The organism is Pseudomonas azadiae (assembly GCF_019145355.1).
GTDB lineage: Bacteria > Pseudomonadota > Gammaproteobacteria > Pseudomonadales > Pseudomonadaceae > Aquipseudomonas > Aquipseudomonas azadiae.
The window spans coordinates 1,610,352-1,627,274 of record NZ_JAHSTY010000001.1 but is presented as its reverse complement, the minus strand read 5'-3'; the positions used below and the strand labels follow the sequence as shown (position 1 = coordinate 1,627,274).

Below are 16,923 nucleotides of genomic sequence, written 5' to 3'. Positions count from 1 at the left end.
GCCCGCGATGCAGACGACTCGGCCTTTCAGCCAGACCGAGGTGATGCAATCGCAGGCAAGCCAGCTCCCACAGGGGATCTGCATGTCCGATTATTCGGCGTTGCAGAGCGCCAGGCAGTTGTCCAGCATACGGTTGGAGAAGCCCCATTCGTTGTCGTACCAGGCCAGCACCTTCAGCAGTTTGCCGCTGACCTTGGTGTGGTTGGCATCGAAGATCGACGACAGCGGGTTGTGGTTGAAGTCGCTGGAAACCAGCGGCAGGGTGTTGTAGCCGAGGATCTTCGAATGCTGGCTGGCGTCCTTGAGCAGCGCGTTGACTTCCTCTGCCGTGGCTTCCTTCTTCAGTTGCACGGTAAGGTCTACCAGCGACACGTTGATCACCGGCACGCGCACGGCCATGCCGGTCAGCTTGCCCGCCAGTTCCGGCAGGACCAGGCCCACCGCTTCGGCGGCGCCGGTTTTGCTCGGGATCATGTTCTGGGTCGCCGAACGCGCACGGTATGGGTCGGCGTGATAGACGTCGGTCAGGTTCTGGTCGTTGGTGTAGGCGTGAATGGTGGTCATCAGGCCGCTTTCGATACCCAATTCGCGGTGCAGCACCTGGGCAACCGGCGCCAGGCAGTTGGTGGTGCACGAGGCGTTGGAGATGATCTGGTGGGATTGACGCAGAATGTCATGGTTGACGCCGTAGACCACGGTGGCGTCCGCGCCCTTGGCCGGTGCCGAGATGATCACCTTGCGCGCGCCGGCGCTGATATGGGCGGCGGCCTTGTCACGGTCGGTGAACAGACCGGTGCATTCGAACACCACGTCGATCTGGTGCGCAGCCCACGGCAGGTCGGCCGGGTTGCGGATGGCGCTGACGGCAATCCGGTCACCGTTGACGGTCAGGCTTTCCTGATCGTGGGCGACCTCTGCGTCGAAAGTGCCATGCACGGTGTCGTATTTGAGCAGGTGGGCATTGATCGAACTGTCGCCCAGATCATTGATGGCGACGATCTGCAAATCCTGGCGGTAGCCTTGGGTATACAGTGCGCGCAGGACATTACGGCCGATACGGCCAAAACCATTGATTGCGATACGAAGAGTCATTGGAAAGCGCCTATCGTCGATTTGTTGTAAGAATTACAAGATTATTCGCATAAAAATAGAAAACAAGCCTTTTTAGTGGCAATATTTTGTTCAATCTACAACGAGTGACCTGAATCAACTGGTCCGATGATCCAAACGACTCCCTGCCATCCCATGAGCTGCGGGCGTTTGATCAGCATAGACACTCAGGTCGCCACATCCGTTAGCCTGGAGTTCTACACATGCATCCCCGCGTCCTTGAGGTCACCGAACGGCTTATCGCCCGCAGCCGCGCCACCCGCGAGGCTTACCTTGCGCTCATTCGCGGCGCAGCCAGCGACGGTCCGATGCGCGGCAAGCTGCAGTGCGCCAACTTCGCCCACGGCGTGGCCGGTTGCGGCACTGAAGATAAAAATAGTCTGCGCATGATGAATGCCGCCAACGTGGCAATTGTTTCTTCATATAACGACATGCTCTCGGCGCATCAGCCGTACGAGCATTTCCCTGAGCAGATCAAGAAGGCCCTGCGCGAAGTCGGCTCGGTCGGCCAGTTCGCCGGTGGCACCCCGGCCATGTGCGACGGTGTGACCCAGGGCGAGCCCGGCATGGAGCTGAGCCTGCTCAGCCGTGAAGTCATTGCCATGTCCACAGCGGTCGCGCTGTCCCACAACATGTTCGATGCCGCGCTGATGCTGGGCATCTGCGACAAGATCGTCCCCGGCCTGATGATGGGGGCGCTGCGCTACGGCCACCTGCCGATGATCTTCGTGCCGGGCGGGCCGATGCCGTCGGGCATCTCCAACAAGCAGAAGGCCGACGTGCGCCAGCGCTACGCCGAAGGCAAGGCCAGCCGCGAAGAGCTGCTGGAGTCGGAGATGAAGTCCTACCACAGCCCCGGCACCTGTACGTTCTACGGCACCGCCAACACCAACCAGTTGCTGATGGAAGTGATGGGCCTGCACTTGCCGGGCGCCTCGTTTGTCAACCCGTACACGCCGCTGCGTGATGCCCTGACCCGCGAAGCCGCGCACCAGGTCACGCGCCTGACCAAGGCCAACGGCAACTTCACGCCGATCGGCGAGATCGTCGACGAGAAATCCATCGTCAACGCCATTGTTGCGCTCAACGCTACGGGCGGCTCCACCAACCACACCCTGCACATGCCGGCCATCGCCATGTCGGCGGGCATTATCCTCACGTGGGACGACATGGCCGACCTCTCCGAGGTGGTACCGACCCTGTCCCACGTGTATCCAAACGGCAAGGCCGATATCAATCACTTCCAGGCGGCGGGCGGCATGTCGTTCCTGATCCGCGAGTTGCTCGAAGCCGGGCTGCTCCACGAAGACGTCAACACCGTGGCGGGCAAGGGCCTGAGCCGTTACACCGCGGAGCCGTTCCTGGTCGACGGCGAGCTGATCTGGCGCGACGGGCCTATCGAAAGCCTCGACGAAACCATCCTGCGCCCCGTGGCCCGTGCGTTTTCACCGGAAGGCGGCTTGCGCGTGATGGAAGGCAACCTGGGGCGCGGCGTGATGAAAGTGTCTGCGGTGGCGCCGGAGCACCAGGTCGTCGAAGCGCCTGCCGTGGTGTTCCAGGATCAACAAGACCTGGCCGATGCGTTCAAGGCCGGCCAGCTGGAAAAAGACTTTGTCGCGGTGATGCGCTTTCAGGGCCCGCGCTCCAATGGCATGCCGGAATTGCACAAGATGACGCCGTTCCTCGGCGTATTGCAGGACCGTGGCTTCAAGGTCGCATTGGTAACGGACGGGCGTATGTCCGGCGCGTCGGGTAAGATCCCCGCCGCGATTCACGTCAACCCCGAAGCCCAGAGCGGCGGGCCACTGGCGCGGGTACGCGATGGCGATATCATTCGCGTGGATGGCGTGAAGGGCACCTTGGAGCTTAAGGTGGACGCCGAAGCATTTGCAGCGCGCACGCCTGCCACTGGCCTGTTGGGCAATAACGTGGGGGCCGGTCGCGAGCTGTTTGCATTTATGCGCCTGGCCGCCAGCTCCGCAGAGCAGGGTGCCAGCGCCTTTACCTGTGCCTTGGAGACGCTTAAGTGAAGTTAGCGCTGGTCGGTGATATCGGGGGGACCAACGCGCGTTTTGCGTTGTGGCGCGATCAGGCACTGCATTCGATCCGAGTGCAGGCCACGGCGGATCATTCAAGCCCCGAGGACGCGATCAAGGTCTACCTCAAGGAGGAAGGCCTGCACATCGGCGACATCGGCGCTGTTTGTCTGTCGGTGGCGGGGCCGGTGAGCGGGGATGAATTTAAATTCACCAACAATCACTGGCGCTTGAGCAAGACTGCGTTTTGCCAGACGTTGCAGGTGGATGAACTGCTGCTGATCAATGATTTCTCGGCCATGGCCCTGGGCATGACCCAGCTCAAGCCCGACGAATTCCGCGTGGTCTGCGAAGGCACGCCGGAACCCCTGCGGCCAGCCGTGGTGATCGGCCCGGGCACTGGCCTGGGTGTCGGCACTTTGCTGGATCTGGGCGCGGGGCGCTTTGCCGCGTTGCCGGGGGAGGGCGGGCATGTCGACCTGCCCCTGAGCAGCCAGCGGGAAACCCAGCTGTGGCAGCATATCTACACCGAGATCGGGCATGTCAGCGCTGAAACCGCCTTGAGCGGTGGTGGGTTGCCGCGACTGTATCGGGCGATCTGCGCGGTCGATGGGCATGCGCCGGTGCTGGAGACGCCTGAAGCGATCACGGCGGCAGGCCTGGCCGGCGACCCGGTGGCGATGGAAGTACTGGACCAGTTCAGCATTTGGCTGGGCCGGGTGGCGGGCAATAACGTGCTGACCACCGGTGGTCGCGGCGGGGTGTATATCGTGGGCGGGGTGATTCCCAGGTTTGCCGACTTCTTTATCGCCAGTGGTTTCGCCAAGAGCTTTGCCGACAAAGGCTGCATGAGCGACTACTTCAAGGGCATCCCGGTGTGGCTGGTGACTGCGCCGTATTCGGGGTTGACTGGGGCGGGTGTGGCTTTGGAGCAGGCATTTGCGTAAGCCGTGATGACGCCATCGCGGGCAAGCCCAGCTCCCACAGAGGAATGCGTTTCAATGTGGGAGCTTGCTTGCCTGCGATGAGTCCCTCAAGGGCAACAAATGACTTAAGCTTGGCCATAACAACAAGGAGGACCCCGTGAGCGTAATCAGTAAATCGATTCTCCTCGTCGACGACGACCAGGAAATCCGCGAATTGCTGCAAACCTACCTCAGTCGCGCCGGTTTCCAGGTGCGTGGCGTGCCGGATGGCGCGGGGTTCCGCCAGGCGATGAACGAAGCGCCGTGCGACCTGGTCATCCTTGATGTGATGTTGCCGGACGAAGACGGTTTCAGCCTCTGCCGCTGGATCCGTCAGCACCCGCGCCAGGCGCAGGTGCCCATCATCATGCTTACCGCCAGCTCCGATGAGGCCGACCGCGTGATCGGCCTGGAGCTGGGCGCCGACGACTATATCGGCAAGCCATTCAGCCCGCGCGAGTTGCAGGCACGGATCAAGGCGTTGTTGCGCCGTTGCCAGTTTGGCCAGGAACGCAGCAGTGGTGGCGACGTGCTGGTATTCGATGAATGGCGCCTGGATATGATCAGCCACCGCCTGTTCCATGTGGATGGTGAAGAGGTCATCCTCTCCGGCGCTGACTTTGCCCTGCTCAAATTGTTTCTCGACCACCCGCAACAAATCCTCGACCGCGACACCATCGGCAACGCCACCCGTGGTCGCGACCTGATGCCGCTGGACCGGATCGTCGACATGGCCGTCAGCCGCTTGCGCCAGCGCCTGCGCGATACCGAAAAACCCCCGAGGCTGATCCGCACCGTTCGCGGCAGCGGTTATCAACTGGCAGCCAGCGTGGTTGCCGGCAATGCCCACTGAACCGGTAACCGAACGCCACCGACGTTTCCCCGTGCCGCGCTCGTTGCTGGGGCGCATGCTGCTCCTGACGCTGCTGGCCGTGTTGTTTGCCCAGGCGCTGTCCAGCGTGATCTGGGTTTCGCAATTGCGTGCCACCCAGCTTGAAGGCCTGGTCACCAGCGCCCGCAGCCTGGCGCATTCGATGACCGCCAGTGCAAGTTATTTCCGTTCGCTGCCCGTGGCGTATCGCCCGTTGGTCCTCGACCAGTTACGCAGCATGGGCGGCACGCGTTTTGTGGTGACCCTCAATGATCGCCCGCTGGACATGGCCATCCTGCCGCAGACCCCGCGTAAACAAGCGGTGCTCGAAACGGTGGATGAGGTGCTCAAACAGACCCTCGGTGCCGATGTGCACATGTCGGTGGAGTTTGTCAGCGCCGAAGACCTGCGCATTTTCAATGCCGGCCTGAAGCTCGATGAGCTGCCGCGCTCCTGGGCCCATTACGCGCTGACCCTGGAGCCGGTGAACCCACCGGTGCTGGTCACCCAGATCCAGCTCGCGCCTGGCGAATGGCTGTACATCGCCTCGCTGTTGCCCGAGCCCTACACCAGCCTCGAAGAACAAGGCCTGCCGTCCCAGCAAGTGTGGTTCATCGTGCTGACCAGCGGTTTCCTGCTGCTGTTTATCGGCTTGCTGGTGCACTGGCAGAGCCGGCCCCTCAAGCGCCTGGCGCGGGCGGCGCGGGACATGTCCCTGGGCGCCCATGTGGAGCCGGTCGCTGAAGGCGGAGGCAGTGAAGTCGTGGAAGTGGGCCGTGCGTTCAATGCCATGCGCGAGCGCATCAGCCGTTACCTCACGGAACGCAGCCAATTGTTCAGTGCAATCTCCCACGACTTGCGCACCCCCATCACCCGCCTGCGCCTGCGCGTGGAACTGCTCGAAGATGAAAACCTGCAAACCAAGTTCGGCCGGGACCTGGATGAGCTCGAATTGCTGGTCAAAGGCGCGCTGCAGTGCGTGAAAGATACCGATATTCACGAGAACATCGAGCCGGTGGACCTCAATCATGTGCTCGACTGCCTGGTCGAACCTTACCTGGCGCCCAATGGCAATGGCCGCGTCACCCAGTACGGCCGTGCATTGACCGCTTACCCGGGTAAACCGCTGGCGCTCAAGCGCTGCATCGGTAACCTGATCGATAATGCGTTGAAGTACGGGCAGAACGCCCATCTGCACATCGAGGACGACGGCGCGCAATTCGTCCTGCACGTGGATGACGAAGGCCCTGGGGTTCCGGAGCAGCGTCTGGAGCAGGTGTTCGAACCGCACTTCCGCCTGGCGGGGCAGCAGCAGGGCTACGGCTTGGGGTTGGGGATTGCGCGCAACATTGCCCACAGCCATGGCGGTGAAGTGAGTTTGCAGAATTTGCGCGAGGGTGGGTTGCGGGTGACCCTGCAATTGCCCCGAGGCTTGGACTGACTACACACAGGCCCAATGTGGGAGCTGGCTTATGTGGGAGCTGGCTTGCCTGCGATACAGACGCCTCGGTGGTTCAGACAAACCGAGGTGATGCTATCGCAGGCAAGCCAGCTCCCACATTTTGATCTCTGTTGAGTCAGATGCTTTGACGCAATCTGGCCAGGTCTCTTAACGGCGGCGCCCCGAATAGCCGGCTGTACTCCCGGCTGAACTGCGACGGGCTTTCATACCCCACGCGATACCCCGCCGCCGACGCTTCGAGCCCTTCGGCAATCATCAACCGGCGCGCTTCCTGCAAGCGCAGTTGCTTCTGATACTGCAGCGGGCTCATGGCAGTGATCGCCTTGAAGCGGTGGTGCAAGGTCGAGACGCTCAGGTTTACTTCCTTGGCCAGGTCATCAATGCGCAGCGGTTGCTCGTAGTTGCGGTTCAACCATGTGATCGCCTGGCTGACCCGATGGCTCTGGCTGTTGGCCACGGCGATTTCATACAGCCGATAACCCTGGGGACCGCGCAGCAAGCGGTAGAGGATCTCGCGGTTGATCAGCGGCGCGAGCATGGCGATGTCTTTGGGCGTGTCCAGCAGCCGCGTCAGACGCAGCACGGCGTCGAGCAGCTGATGGTCGATGCGGTCGACGTACATGCCACGGGAGGTCGGTCGCGACGGCACGCCCATCGGGCCTGCCTCGGCGATCAAGGCCGTCAGTTGCGCCGGGTCGATATTGATGCGCACCGACAGGTTCGGGTGTTCCGGGGTGGCTTCGATGATCCGCCCGGCCACCGGCATCGCCACCGAAAACACCAGGTAGTTGAGCGGATCGTAGGCAAAAATCTCGTCGGCCAGGCGCACTTCCTTGCTGCCGCTGGCAAGAATGCACAGGGCAGGCTCCACCAACACCGGCATGAAGTCGCGCGGTGTGTTGTGGCGGTTCAGAAACAACGCAGTGATGGCCGTACCGTAGGAACCATCCTCCCAGGTATGCCGTTGCACGATGCTGGCCAGTTCGGCGCGCTGCTTTTCCATCTCGGCATCGAGAGGCATGGCTTTAAGGTCGGGCGACGGCATGGAACGTCCTCTGCTGGCTACTTCGATGGGTTCAGCTTAGCGGCGGCTTTTCAAACAGTGTTACGTCGATTCTGCACAATCCTTGCCTGATCCTGCGGCCTATCGTGAATCAGGCAATCGCGGCGCCTGTCATCTGCCTGAAACAACGCCGGGGCCCTTGGAATAAAACCGGCTGCCCAACGTCTTCCCTGCGCTTCTCGCAGGATTGTGCAATAAGCCGGCAGGAATCGACTAACCGCGCCCAGACCCGCGCCGTTATCGTTGATCCTGTGGCAACACACCCCCCACAGTGCTTGCCGAGCATCACTTCTCAACGGGAGAGTCGAACATGTCCACCCCCATTCCCGCGAGCCATATGGCCTTTATCCGCGCCCGCACCGGGTGCAGCACCGAACTCGGTGCACGCTTGAGCAGTCTGATCGAACCGGGCCGCCAGGCTCAGGGTTGCCTGCAATTCTCGTTGCAGCATTCCCAGGTCGACCCCGATATATGGTTGGTCACAGGTTTCTGGAGCAGCGAGCAGGCGATGAACGCCTACTTCAGTTCGCCGGCCCTGATGATCTTTACCGAGCTGCTGAACGACATGGTGGTGCGCAGCATGGATTTCCAGACGTTCACCGATGCATCCGCCGCCCATGCCTATGGCGAGTACCTGCAACTGGCCGGTTAGGGTTTAGAATGGCCGACTTTCCATTGGCCAGGACCTGCAACATGGCACGTAAACAGTTTGCCCAGCACGAAGTCGTTTCCGCCGTCGTACCGGGAGAGGATGGCTACAGCGCTGCTGTCGCCGTCAAGCCCCTGGATGGCATGGGTGCACCACGGTTCCACAAGATCCTTGACGGGCAGAAGTTCAAGACCGCCTCCGATGCCGATGATGCGGCCGCTGTCGAGTTGGAGCGATTGGTCGATGTGGACGAAGAGGGTCAGTTGACCTGGGCCACTGCCGCCAACTAAAGAGCGCTGCCGATCCAAATGTGGGAGCTGGCTTGCCTGCGATACAGGCACCTCGGTGGCTCAGCCAAACCGAGGTGATGCTATCGCAGGCAAGCCAGCTCCCACAGTTTTGACTGCATTGCAGTCAGGGTTTTGTGGCACCTGGGCGATACATCTTGAACAGCGCTTCAGGCCCCAGCTGGAAGTAATCCGCCGGGCCGCCGCCACGCAGGATCGGCTCGGCGGCGGCAGTGTCGTAGATGCCATCCTTGAGCAGCCACTTGGCAATATGCACCGCGACCACCTCGCCGAGCACCAGCCAGCTGGGCACCAGCGCTTTGTCGGCACGCTGCAGCTGGATGATCTGCGTGACCTTGCACTCGAACGACACCGGGCTCTCGCCCACGCGCGGTACGCCGATGATTTTCGAGGCCACCGGCGTCAGGCCGGCCAACTCGAATTCATTCACCTCGGGCGATACGGCGGCGCAGCTCTGGTTCATCTGCTCGGCCAGCGGACGGGTGGCCAGGTTCCACACGAATTCGCCGGTCTGTTCGATGTTGTTCAGGCTGTCTTTGCGCCCGACACTGGAAAACCCGATGATCGGCGGAATGTAGTTGAACGCATTGAAGAAGCTGTAGGGCGCCAGGTTCAGGCGACCCTCGCTGTCGTGCGACGAGATCCAGCCGATCGGCCGGGGACCGACGATGGCGTTGAACGGGTCATGGGGCAGGCCGTGGCCGTTGGCGGGTTCGTAGAAGTGGATATCGTCGGACATGGGCCTGGTCTGCTCTCAATTCGGGGGAGTAATCATATCCAATGTGGGAGCGGGCTTGCTCGCGAATGCGGTGGATCAGTCACAGATGGTTTGACTGACAGACCGCATTCGCGAGCAAGCCCGCTCCCACATTTTTACCGCGTCAGACCTTCAGTCCGTGGTGATCCGCGAGTGCTTGCGCGTGTCCTTCATGGTCACATACACCACCAGCGACACCGCGATACACGCGGTGACATACCAGTAGTAGCCGGTTTCCATGCCGATGCTCTTGAACCACAGCGCGATGTATTCAGCGGTGCCGCCGAAGATCGATACGGTCAGCGCATACGGCAGGCCTACACCCAACGCACGGATTTCGGTGGGGAACAGCTCGGCTTTCACCACCGCGTTGATCGAGGTATAGCCGCTGACGATGATCAGTGCCGCCATGATCAGGAAGAACGCGCCCCACCAGGTCTGGATGGTGTGCAAGGTGGTGAGGATAGGAACGGTGCAAAGCGTGCCGAGGATACCGAACGCGATCAGGATCGGCCGGCGGCCAACCTTGTCCGACAGCGCACCGACCAGCGGCTGCAGGCACATGAACAGAAATAGCGTGGCCGCCGAGATGGTGGTTGAGTCGGAAATGCTCATGCCGACGGTGTTCACCAGGTATTTCTGCATGTAGGTGGTGTAGGTGTAGAAGGCCAGGGTGCCGCCCATGGTCAGGCCAACCACGGTCATCAGCTCCTTGGGGTGGCGCATCAAGGTGCGCATCGCGCTTTCCTTGGCTTTTTCCTTCTTGGTGAACGACTCGGTTTCTTCCATGCCGCGACGCAGGTACAACGCGACCACGGCACACAGGGCACCGATGGCGAACGGGATGCGCCAGCCCCAGGCGTACAGCTGTTCGGTGGTCAGGGTTTGCTGCAGCACGATCAGCACGGCCAGCGCGATGAGCTGGCCGGAGATGAGGGTCACGTACTGGAAGCTGGAAAAGAAACCGCGACGTTCCTTGGTCGCCATTTCACTCAGGTACGTAGCCGAGGTACCGTATTCGCCACCCACCGACAAGCCCTGCAGCAGGCGGGCGAACACCAGCAGGATCGGTGCGCCGATACCGATGGTCTCATAGCCTGGGCTCAGGGCGATCAGCAGGGAGCCGAAACACATCAGCAGCACCGAAGCCATCAACGCAGCCTTGCGGCCCTTGTAGTCGGCATACATGCCCATCAGCCAGCCGCCAATTGGGCGCATCAGGAAGCCGACCGCGAAAATGGCGGCGGTGTTCATCAATTGTGCGGTGGAAGAGCCGGCCGGGAAGAAAGCCTTGGCGAAGTACAGCGAGAAGGCGGCGTAGACATACCAGTCGTACCACTCGACCATGTTGCCGACCGATCCACTGAAGATCGATTTGATCCGGCTGGACGTAGTGCGCGGTGTTGCCGGCGCAGCCGCCGACCCCAGGGGCAGGGAGTTGGAGTTATCCATTGAAGGATCCTTCATCTAATTGTTTTTGTGGAGCGTGCTTGAGCACTGCCTGGCTTGGGCTATAGCAGGAGCTGTGCCAGGTGGCTGAAGGCCCGGAATAGAGGGATCGCTGGATTTTTTTGAGCGGAAAGTTGCTGATGATTTTCAGGTGGTGAGCGAAAATCCGCTTATGGCTACTGGCGCCATCGCAGGCAAGCCAGCTCCCACATTCGACGGTTTTCACAAATCAAAAGTGGGAGCTGGCTTGCCTGCGATGGCGGCCTCAAGGTTGCTGGAGAAACATCTCCCGCACCAACCCATGCCGCTGCATTTTTTCATTAAGCGTCCGGCGCGGCAGTTGCAGCTCGGCCAGCACCGCCTTGATATCGCCCTTGTGCCGAGTCAGCGCGGCTTTAAGGCAATGCGCTTCGAACGCTTCCTGCTGCGCCGCCAGGGATTGCCCGGCCTCGACGCCCTCCGGTTCCGGTTCGCCAAGGCCGAGCACTTGGCGCTCGGCGACGTTGGCCAACTCCCGCACGTTGCCCGGCCAATCATGGCTGAGCAGGCGCCCCAGTTGCGCACCGCTCAGGGGCTCGACGTTGCGACCGAGGCGCTCGGCAGCGCTCTGTGCAAAATGGTCGAACAGCAGCGGGATGTCTTCGCGGCGCTCACGCAAGGGCGGCAGGCGCAATTGCGCGACGTTCAAGCGGTAGGCCAGGTCTTCACGAAAGCGCCCGGCCCGGGCCTCGTCCAGCAAGTCCGGCTTGGTCGCGGCAATGATGCGCAGGTCCACGTGGATGCTCTGGTTAGAGCCCAGTCGTTCCAGTTTCTGTTCCTGCAACACGCGCAGCAGCTTCACTTGCTGGGCCAGCGGCATGCTTTCGATTTCATCGAGAAATAGCGTGCCACCGTGGGCGTATTCCAGTTTGCCGATGCGTTTGCCCTGGGCGCCGGTGAACGCGCCGCTTTCATGGCCGAACAATTCGGCTTCAAACAGCTGCTCGGGGATCGCCGCGCAGTTGAGCGCCACAAAGTGTTTCTTCGCCCGTGGGCCGAAGTCATGCAGGCAGCGGGCGACCAGCTCCTTGCCGCTGCCGGTCTCGCCACGAATCAGCACGTTGACCGGCAAGCCCGCCAACTCCAGGACCTGACGGCGCAGGGTCTGCAGCGCCCGGGACACACCCAGAAGGGTCGAGTCCATCTGCGCGCGATGATCGGCCTGCTGGTGCAGGCGGCGGTTCTCCAGGATCAGCCCGCGCTTGTCCAACGCGCGGCGCAGGCTGTTGAGCAGGGCGTCGGGGCTGAAGGGTTTTTCCAGGAAATCGTAGGCACCGTCGCGCATGGCCTCGACCGCCATTGGCACATCGCCGTGGCCCGTCAGCAGGATCACCGGCAAGTCCGCATCGCGGCGCTGCACTTCGGCCAGCAGCTCCAGGCCGCTGAGGCCCGGCATGCGCACGTCGCTCAGGATCACGCCGGGAAAGTCCTTGGGCAGTTGTGCCAGGCATTCCTCGGCACGGCTGAACAACTGCACCGCGAACCCCGACAAGCTCAGCCACTGTTCGACAGCCGTGCGGATGCTGGCTTCGTCATCGACCACAATCACTGCGTTCAACATAGGTCGGGCGTCTCCAGCGCAATAGGCAGGGTCAGGATGAATTGCGCGCCGTCACCGCGGTTGCCGGCCATCAGGCGGCCGCCCAATTCGTGCACGATAGCGTAGGACACCGCCAGCCCCAGGCCGAGCCCATCACCTACGGGCTTGGTGGTGAAGAACGGGTCGAACACACTGTTCAGGTGTTCCTCGGCAATCCCGCCGCCGCTGTCGCTGACGCTGAGTTGCCACAGTTGCTCATCGGCATGCAGGCGGATCTCCAGGCGCTTGCGCGTTTTGTCGGCCATGGCGTCGAGTGCGTTGCGCAGCAGGTTGATCAGCACCTGTTCCAGGCGGATCGCGTCACCGCGCACCCAGGCGGGGCGGGTCAGGTCGAGCACGACGCCGATGGCTTCATCGCGCAGGCGCGCATCGAGCAACTGCAGGGACTGATCAACCACAGTGGCCAAATCCAGACGCTCGCGCAGGCCACTCGGGCTTTTGCGCGCGAAGGTCTTGAGATGGCCGGTAAGCGCGGCCATGCGGGTGAGCATATCGTCCAGCGGCGTGATGGCCTTGTAGGCGTCGTCGACGCGGCCATGATCGAGCAGCAGGCGCAAGGTGGCGAGCTGCATGCGCTGAGCCGTGAGCGGCTGATTGATCTCGTGGGCGAGGGCGGCGGACATTTGCCCCAGCGCCGCCAGCTTAGCCGATTGCACCAGGCCGTCCTGGGCGGTGCGCAGTGCCTGGGTACGCTCTTCCACCAGTTGTTCAAGCTCCTCGCGACTGCGCTGACGCAAGCGGGCCAGGCGCCAACGTTGGGTCAGGAACAGCACCAGGAACACCAGCGCCAGCCAGGAGCCGGCGGCGGCCAGGCCGGCGTTGCGTTGGTCCTCGAACGCAAACTGCGGTTTGCGCAGCAGGTGCAGGGTCCAGCCTTCAGCCTTTAACGGCAGGGATTCCCAGATGTAGTTGGCGTTGCCATCCGGGCCGTTGACGCGCATCAGGTGGCTGTTTTCGTCAAAGCGTTGCAGCGTCTGCGTCTCCAGCGCTTGCAGGTGTTTCTTGTCGTATTGGCGCGTGGCCTTGAGTTCGGTGAGGTCGTCGGCCGACAACGGCCGCAGGTTGCGATAACGCCAGCCGGGTTGATTGGCGATAAATACGATGCCCCGCGCATCGCTGACCAGCAGCAGATCATTGCCCTGGGCCCACTCGCGTTCAAGCTCGGGGAACTCCAGCTTGACCACCATGGCACCGAGGAATTGCTCATGTTCATCCATCACTGCGCTGGACAGAAAATACCCCGGAATGCCGGTGGTCACACCCACCGCATAAAACCGCCCGGTGCCCTGACTCAAGGTCTGGCTGAAGTACGGACGGAACGCGTAGTTGTGTCCCACATAACTGCTGGGCAAGTTCCAGTTACTGGCCGCTACGGCCAGGCCGGTGCGGTCCATCAACTCCAGGGTGGAAGACTGTGCTGCGCCATTGATGCGTTCCAGCTTGCGGTTGAGCAGGTCCTGAGTGGTGGCATCCAGCGGGCCTTTCAAGGCATTGATCATCTCCGAGTCCAGCGCCAGTACGGCGGGCAGGGCGCGGTAGCGTTCGATCAGGGTGTGCAGCGAATTGGCATACAGCGCGAGCTGCTGATTGGCGCGGGCGGCGTCGTCCACCAACGCCTGGCGTTCGGCATGGCGCGTGGCCAAGGCAGTTGCGCCAATGGCGCCAGCGACGATCAGCAAGGTATACAGCGTCAAACGCAGCGTACGGGAGGTCGGCTTCATGCTAGGGCGCAGAGCGGGAAATGGGCTCGCACCATAGCATGGGCTTATCAGATTGAAAGCCGTCTGATTCTTGATGCAATGGGCGCTGTGGTCAGGCGATTAACCTCGGTCAGACCCGTGATGACATGAATCAGTGGAGATACGATCCCACTGCAGTGATCGCAGGAGGGAAACTCACGATTGGGTGGCGTGATCCTCACTGTGTACATAGCGGCATCGCGCATCGCGGTGGCGATGCCTAGGCCGCTGGCGTCCAAGCGATGCAGCAGGTCGTTCTGTGCCAGCACTTCGGCGTGGGTTCCCGGTATTCCCGCTCGGTAGGGAAGTAAGTAGTGGCTGTCCTTGACGTGGGCTCTTATGCGCTGCTCGGTGAAGGGATGCATCTGCACGTGATTTTGGCCATACACGTTCTTGACTGCGCCGATCATTGCGTCCAAGTCAGTAACCTCGACATGGGGATGGGCCTGGCTGAGGGTGATCGGCAGTGCTGGTGCGCCTTTGAATCCGGGTATTGGCATGCTTTTACGCATGGCTGAGCGCGTCGCTACTTCCTTGTCGTTCATGGCGCGAACATATTCGGTGCCAGGGAAACCGACGGATTTGACCGGGAAATTGTAAAAGTGGTTTTGCGCTAGCGTATGTCCACTCGCGGTATAGCCTGCATGCGCCAGTTTGGGTTTTAGCAATTCCAGATCGGATTTGGGATCGAGGTTGTTCTCAGCGATGACTTTGCGCCTTTGTGCCCCGCCCAAGCCGCGTGTGTGTGCCGCGAAACTTTCAGCGGTGCGCATCATGTGATCCGTGGCTTCTATGAATGTATCGAAATGGTCCGCCAGCGAGCTGTTCGCCGCCAGTGCGCTTTCCCTGACCCTATCCGGCGCCGGCCCAGCGGCAAGATCCAGGTAGTCCAGGCGGCTTCTGGCCAGGCCGGTGGGGTCCACATAACTCATTGGATTGTTTCTGAGCATGGCATAGAGGTTGAGTCCATCCACAGACCCTGCCGGATCAGGGCTGATCCAACGCATCAGCCATGGCGCGTAGTATCTGGCCCCAAAATAGTACAGGCCGCTGTGGTCGCGCTCCTTGTTCGAATAGCGAATGGTTTTGCAGTCGGCCTGTACTTGGGAAACCGCTGCCCACCAGGCCGTGCCGCCAAACGGGTAGTAGCCTTCATGGGTGATGACTGTGGCATCGCCCGAAAGCTCCAGTGCAGTCGAACCCAGGTGGTCGTGCAGGCCGTAACGCAACGGGTTGTTTTCGACGCCGTGGGGGAGCGCCTGCACCCAGTGCAAAAAACGGATCGGGCCGGCAGGCGTTTGCAGGCTGGTGACGTGGCATTGTTCGTCACCCCCCACTGCCTTGATATCCAGGCCTGGCAAATAACGTGTTTCTTGGACGTGCATCAGCGTTGCGCTCCATGCACTGTGTACCTTGCGCACACGATTGCCCTGGGCGCAGTAGGCGTAGCGCTCGTCGTCATTGACTGCATTTTTACGACTGACCAGCACCACGCTTTGCAACTGATTGCGCGGCGTCCACGCCAGCTTCTGCGCACCGGGGTACAGCATTTGCAGATTGCCGTCTGCATCGTAGCTGAAGGTCGTTGTGCGAAGCGCCGCGCCCTTGGCCCAACTCAGGCAGCGATTACTGAGGGGGGCGATGGTCATGGTGAGCGTGTAACCCTGGCCGCTGGTTGCACTGTGATGAACCAGGCTGGTCAGGTTTTCACCCTGATCGTAGGCGTAGGTCTGTGTGTAATTGCGCAGGCGGTTGCGGTCGCTCAGCGGGATCAAGTCAGGCAACTGCGGTTGCGCGCCAGCACCGGTGCTTTCGTAACCGGTCGCGCGGATCAGTTGGTAGCGGGTGTTGTAGGCAAACGTACGTATCGGCTCGACGCGTTGGCCCGAGAAAAACTCGCTGGCCTGTGCCGAGTCCGTTACGCGGATGACATTGCCGACCGGGTCATAATCGTAAGTCAGGCATTGATGGCGCACAGAGCCTTTGACTGAGCGTTGTTCGGTGCGGCGTCCGTTGGCCGGGTCGAACCGCCAGGATGTGACCACGCCATTGCCGGCGATCTGGGTTTGCACCTGCCCGTTCGCGGCGTAGTCGAGAGTCTGCACCAACGTTTGCGCGGCGTCCCCTGGCGCAATGAGCTGAAGCCCGGCAAGTTGTCCGGCTACATTCAGACGGCTGCGTTGCTGATAGTGTCGAGCATTGGTCTGCTCAATTTGATCTCCTGTCGCGTTATAACCCCACTGGGTTTCGTAGCGTCCGGGTTCGAGCATGGCTTCCTGCTGTTCCAGGCTTGCGGGCCAATCGGGCATATCCAGCGTGTTGAGGTAGCGCCGCTGTTCCTGCAACACGGCGCTGTCCAGTGCGTACTCGCTGACCTCCAGGCTGCCTGCCGGATCAAGATGGCGCACGCGTTGGCCGCACTGGTTGTGTTGGGCGAATTGGCTTGAACCGTCAGCATAAAACTGCCGCTCGACGGTGAGGGCGGCGGGGGCGGTGCAGCGTTGCTCATGGTGTGCAATCGCACGTCCCAGTGAGTCATAGTCGATGGTTTGCCGACTGCCTCGCTGATCCCATCGGCAGATGACCTGTCCTGTGTCTGCGTAGAGTTCGGCGCGCCACCCGGCGTCGACATGGTCGGTGAACAACGTCCGGCCCGACAGACTGAAGGTGCTGGTCAGATCAGGTTGGGATGTTGTCACGCGCGCATCCCACTGCTCCAATGCATTGCCCGCCGCATCGAAGACCTGACGGGTGGACAGGGGTAACGGCGCCTCGCTCGTAACGCTTCGCAGGTAAGCGACTTCCCTCACCACCAAACCACGGCTGTCGCTCACTCTGAGCGTAGGGGTATGCGTATCGAGGGAATCGCCCATGG

At 61.5% G+C, this 16,923-nt stretch carries 13 protein-coding genes; 6 read left to right on the top strand and 7 right to left on the bottom strand.

What is annotated here, in order from left to right:
* Positions 1-90: 90 nt before the first annotated feature.
* Positions 91-1,092: a type I glyceraldehyde-3-phosphate dehydrogenase gene (gene gap, locus KVG91_RS07315; RefSeq protein WP_169378064.1), complete on the bottom strand. Its 1,002-nt coding sequence runs from the start codon at positions 1,090-1,092 to the stop codon at positions 91-93.
* Positions 1,093-1,313: 221 nt separating this feature from the next.
* Between gap and edd the strand changes: the two genes are divergently transcribed.
* The 4 genes from edd (at position 1,314) to KVG91_RS07295 (ending at position 6,423) form a co-directional block, all read left to right on the top strand.
* On the top strand, positions 1,314-3,140 hold the full coding sequence (gene edd / locus KVG91_RS07310) for a phosphogluconate dehydratase (protein ID WP_217894881.1): 1,827 nt from the start codon (positions 1,314-1,316) through the stop codon (positions 3,138-3,140).
* Positions 3,137-4,093 (top strand): glucokinase, encoded by a 957-nt coding sequence (locus KVG91_RS07305; RefSeq protein ID WP_169377390.1) that lies wholly within the window; start codon positions 3,137-3,139, stop codon positions 4,091-4,093. The genes edd and KVG91_RS07305 overlap by 4 nt, the downstream gene beginning before the upstream one ends.
* A gap of 136 nt (positions 4,094-4,229) precedes the next feature.
* Positions 4,230-4,964 carry a response regulator gene (locus tag KVG91_RS07300; protein WP_015885655.1) on the top strand — a complete coding sequence of 245 codons (735 nt, stop codon included), beginning with the start codon at positions 4,230-4,232 and terminating at the stop codon, positions 4,962-4,964.
* Between the two features lie 31 nt (positions 4,965-4,995).
* Positions 4,996-6,423: an ATP-binding protein gene (locus tag KVG91_RS07295; RefSeq protein WP_217894911.1), complete on the top strand. Its 1,428-nt coding sequence runs from the start codon at positions 4,996-4,998 to the stop codon at positions 6,421-6,423.
* Between the two features lie 136 nt (positions 6,424-6,559).
* Here the strand turns inward: KVG91_RS07295 and KVG91_RS07290 are convergent, their stop codons facing one another.
* The gene (locus KVG91_RS07290; protein ID WP_169377392.1) at positions 6,560-7,489 is read right to left on the bottom strand and encodes an AraC family transcriptional regulator; all 930 of its coding nucleotides are present in this window, start codon (positions 7,487-7,489) and stop codon (positions 6,560-6,562) included.
* 328 nt (positions 7,490-7,817) lie between these two features.
* On the opposite strand from KVG91_RS07290, the gene KVG91_RS07285 reads away from it, so the two are divergent.
* On the top strand, positions 7,818-8,159 hold the full coding sequence (locus KVG91_RS07285) for an antibiotic biosynthesis monooxygenase family protein (RefSeq protein WP_169377393.1): 342 nt from the start codon (positions 7,818-7,820) through the stop codon (positions 8,157-8,159).
* Between the two features lie 8 nt (positions 8,160-8,167).
* Entirely contained in the window at positions 8,168-8,446 is a 279-nt protein-coding gene (locus tag KVG91_RS07280) for a hypothetical protein (RefSeq protein ID WP_169377394.1), read from the top strand.
* 124 nt (positions 8,447-8,570) lie between these two features.
* Here the strand turns inward: KVG91_RS07280 and KVG91_RS07275 are convergent, their stop codons facing one another.
* From KVG91_RS07275 to KVG91_RS07255, 5 genes are all read right to left on the bottom strand, one after another.
* Positions 8,571-9,203 carry a flavin reductase family protein gene (locus KVG91_RS07275; RefSeq protein ID WP_076949787.1) on the bottom strand — a complete coding sequence of 211 codons (633 nt, stop codon included), beginning with the start codon at positions 9,201-9,203 and terminating at the stop codon, positions 8,571-8,573.
* 150 nt (positions 9,204-9,353) lie between these two features.
* Positions 9,354-10,673: an MFS transporter gene (locus KVG91_RS07270; RefSeq protein ID WP_169377395.1), complete on the bottom strand. Its 1,320-nt coding sequence runs from the start codon at positions 10,671-10,673 to the stop codon at positions 9,354-9,356.
* A gap of 262 nt (positions 10,674-10,935) precedes the next feature.
* A complete protein-coding gene (locus KVG91_RS07265) occupies positions 10,936-12,270 on the bottom strand; it encodes a sigma-54-dependent transcriptional regulator (RefSeq protein WP_169377396.1) in 1,335 nt (444 codons plus the stop codon).
* Positions 12,264-14,030, bottom strand: a complete 1,767-nt coding sequence (locus tag KVG91_RS07260) for a sensor histidine kinase (RefSeq protein WP_169377397.1) — start codon at positions 14,028-14,030, stop codon at positions 12,264-12,266. Before KVG91_RS07260 ends, KVG91_RS07265 begins: the two co-directional genes overlap by 7 nt.
* A 47-nt stretch (positions 14,031-14,077) precedes the next feature.
* Entirely contained in the window at positions 14,078-16,921 is a 2,844-nt protein-coding gene (locus tag KVG91_RS07255) for an RHS repeat-associated core domain-containing protein (RefSeq protein ID WP_169377398.1), read from the bottom strand.
* Positions 16,922-16,923: the final 2 nt, after the last annotated feature.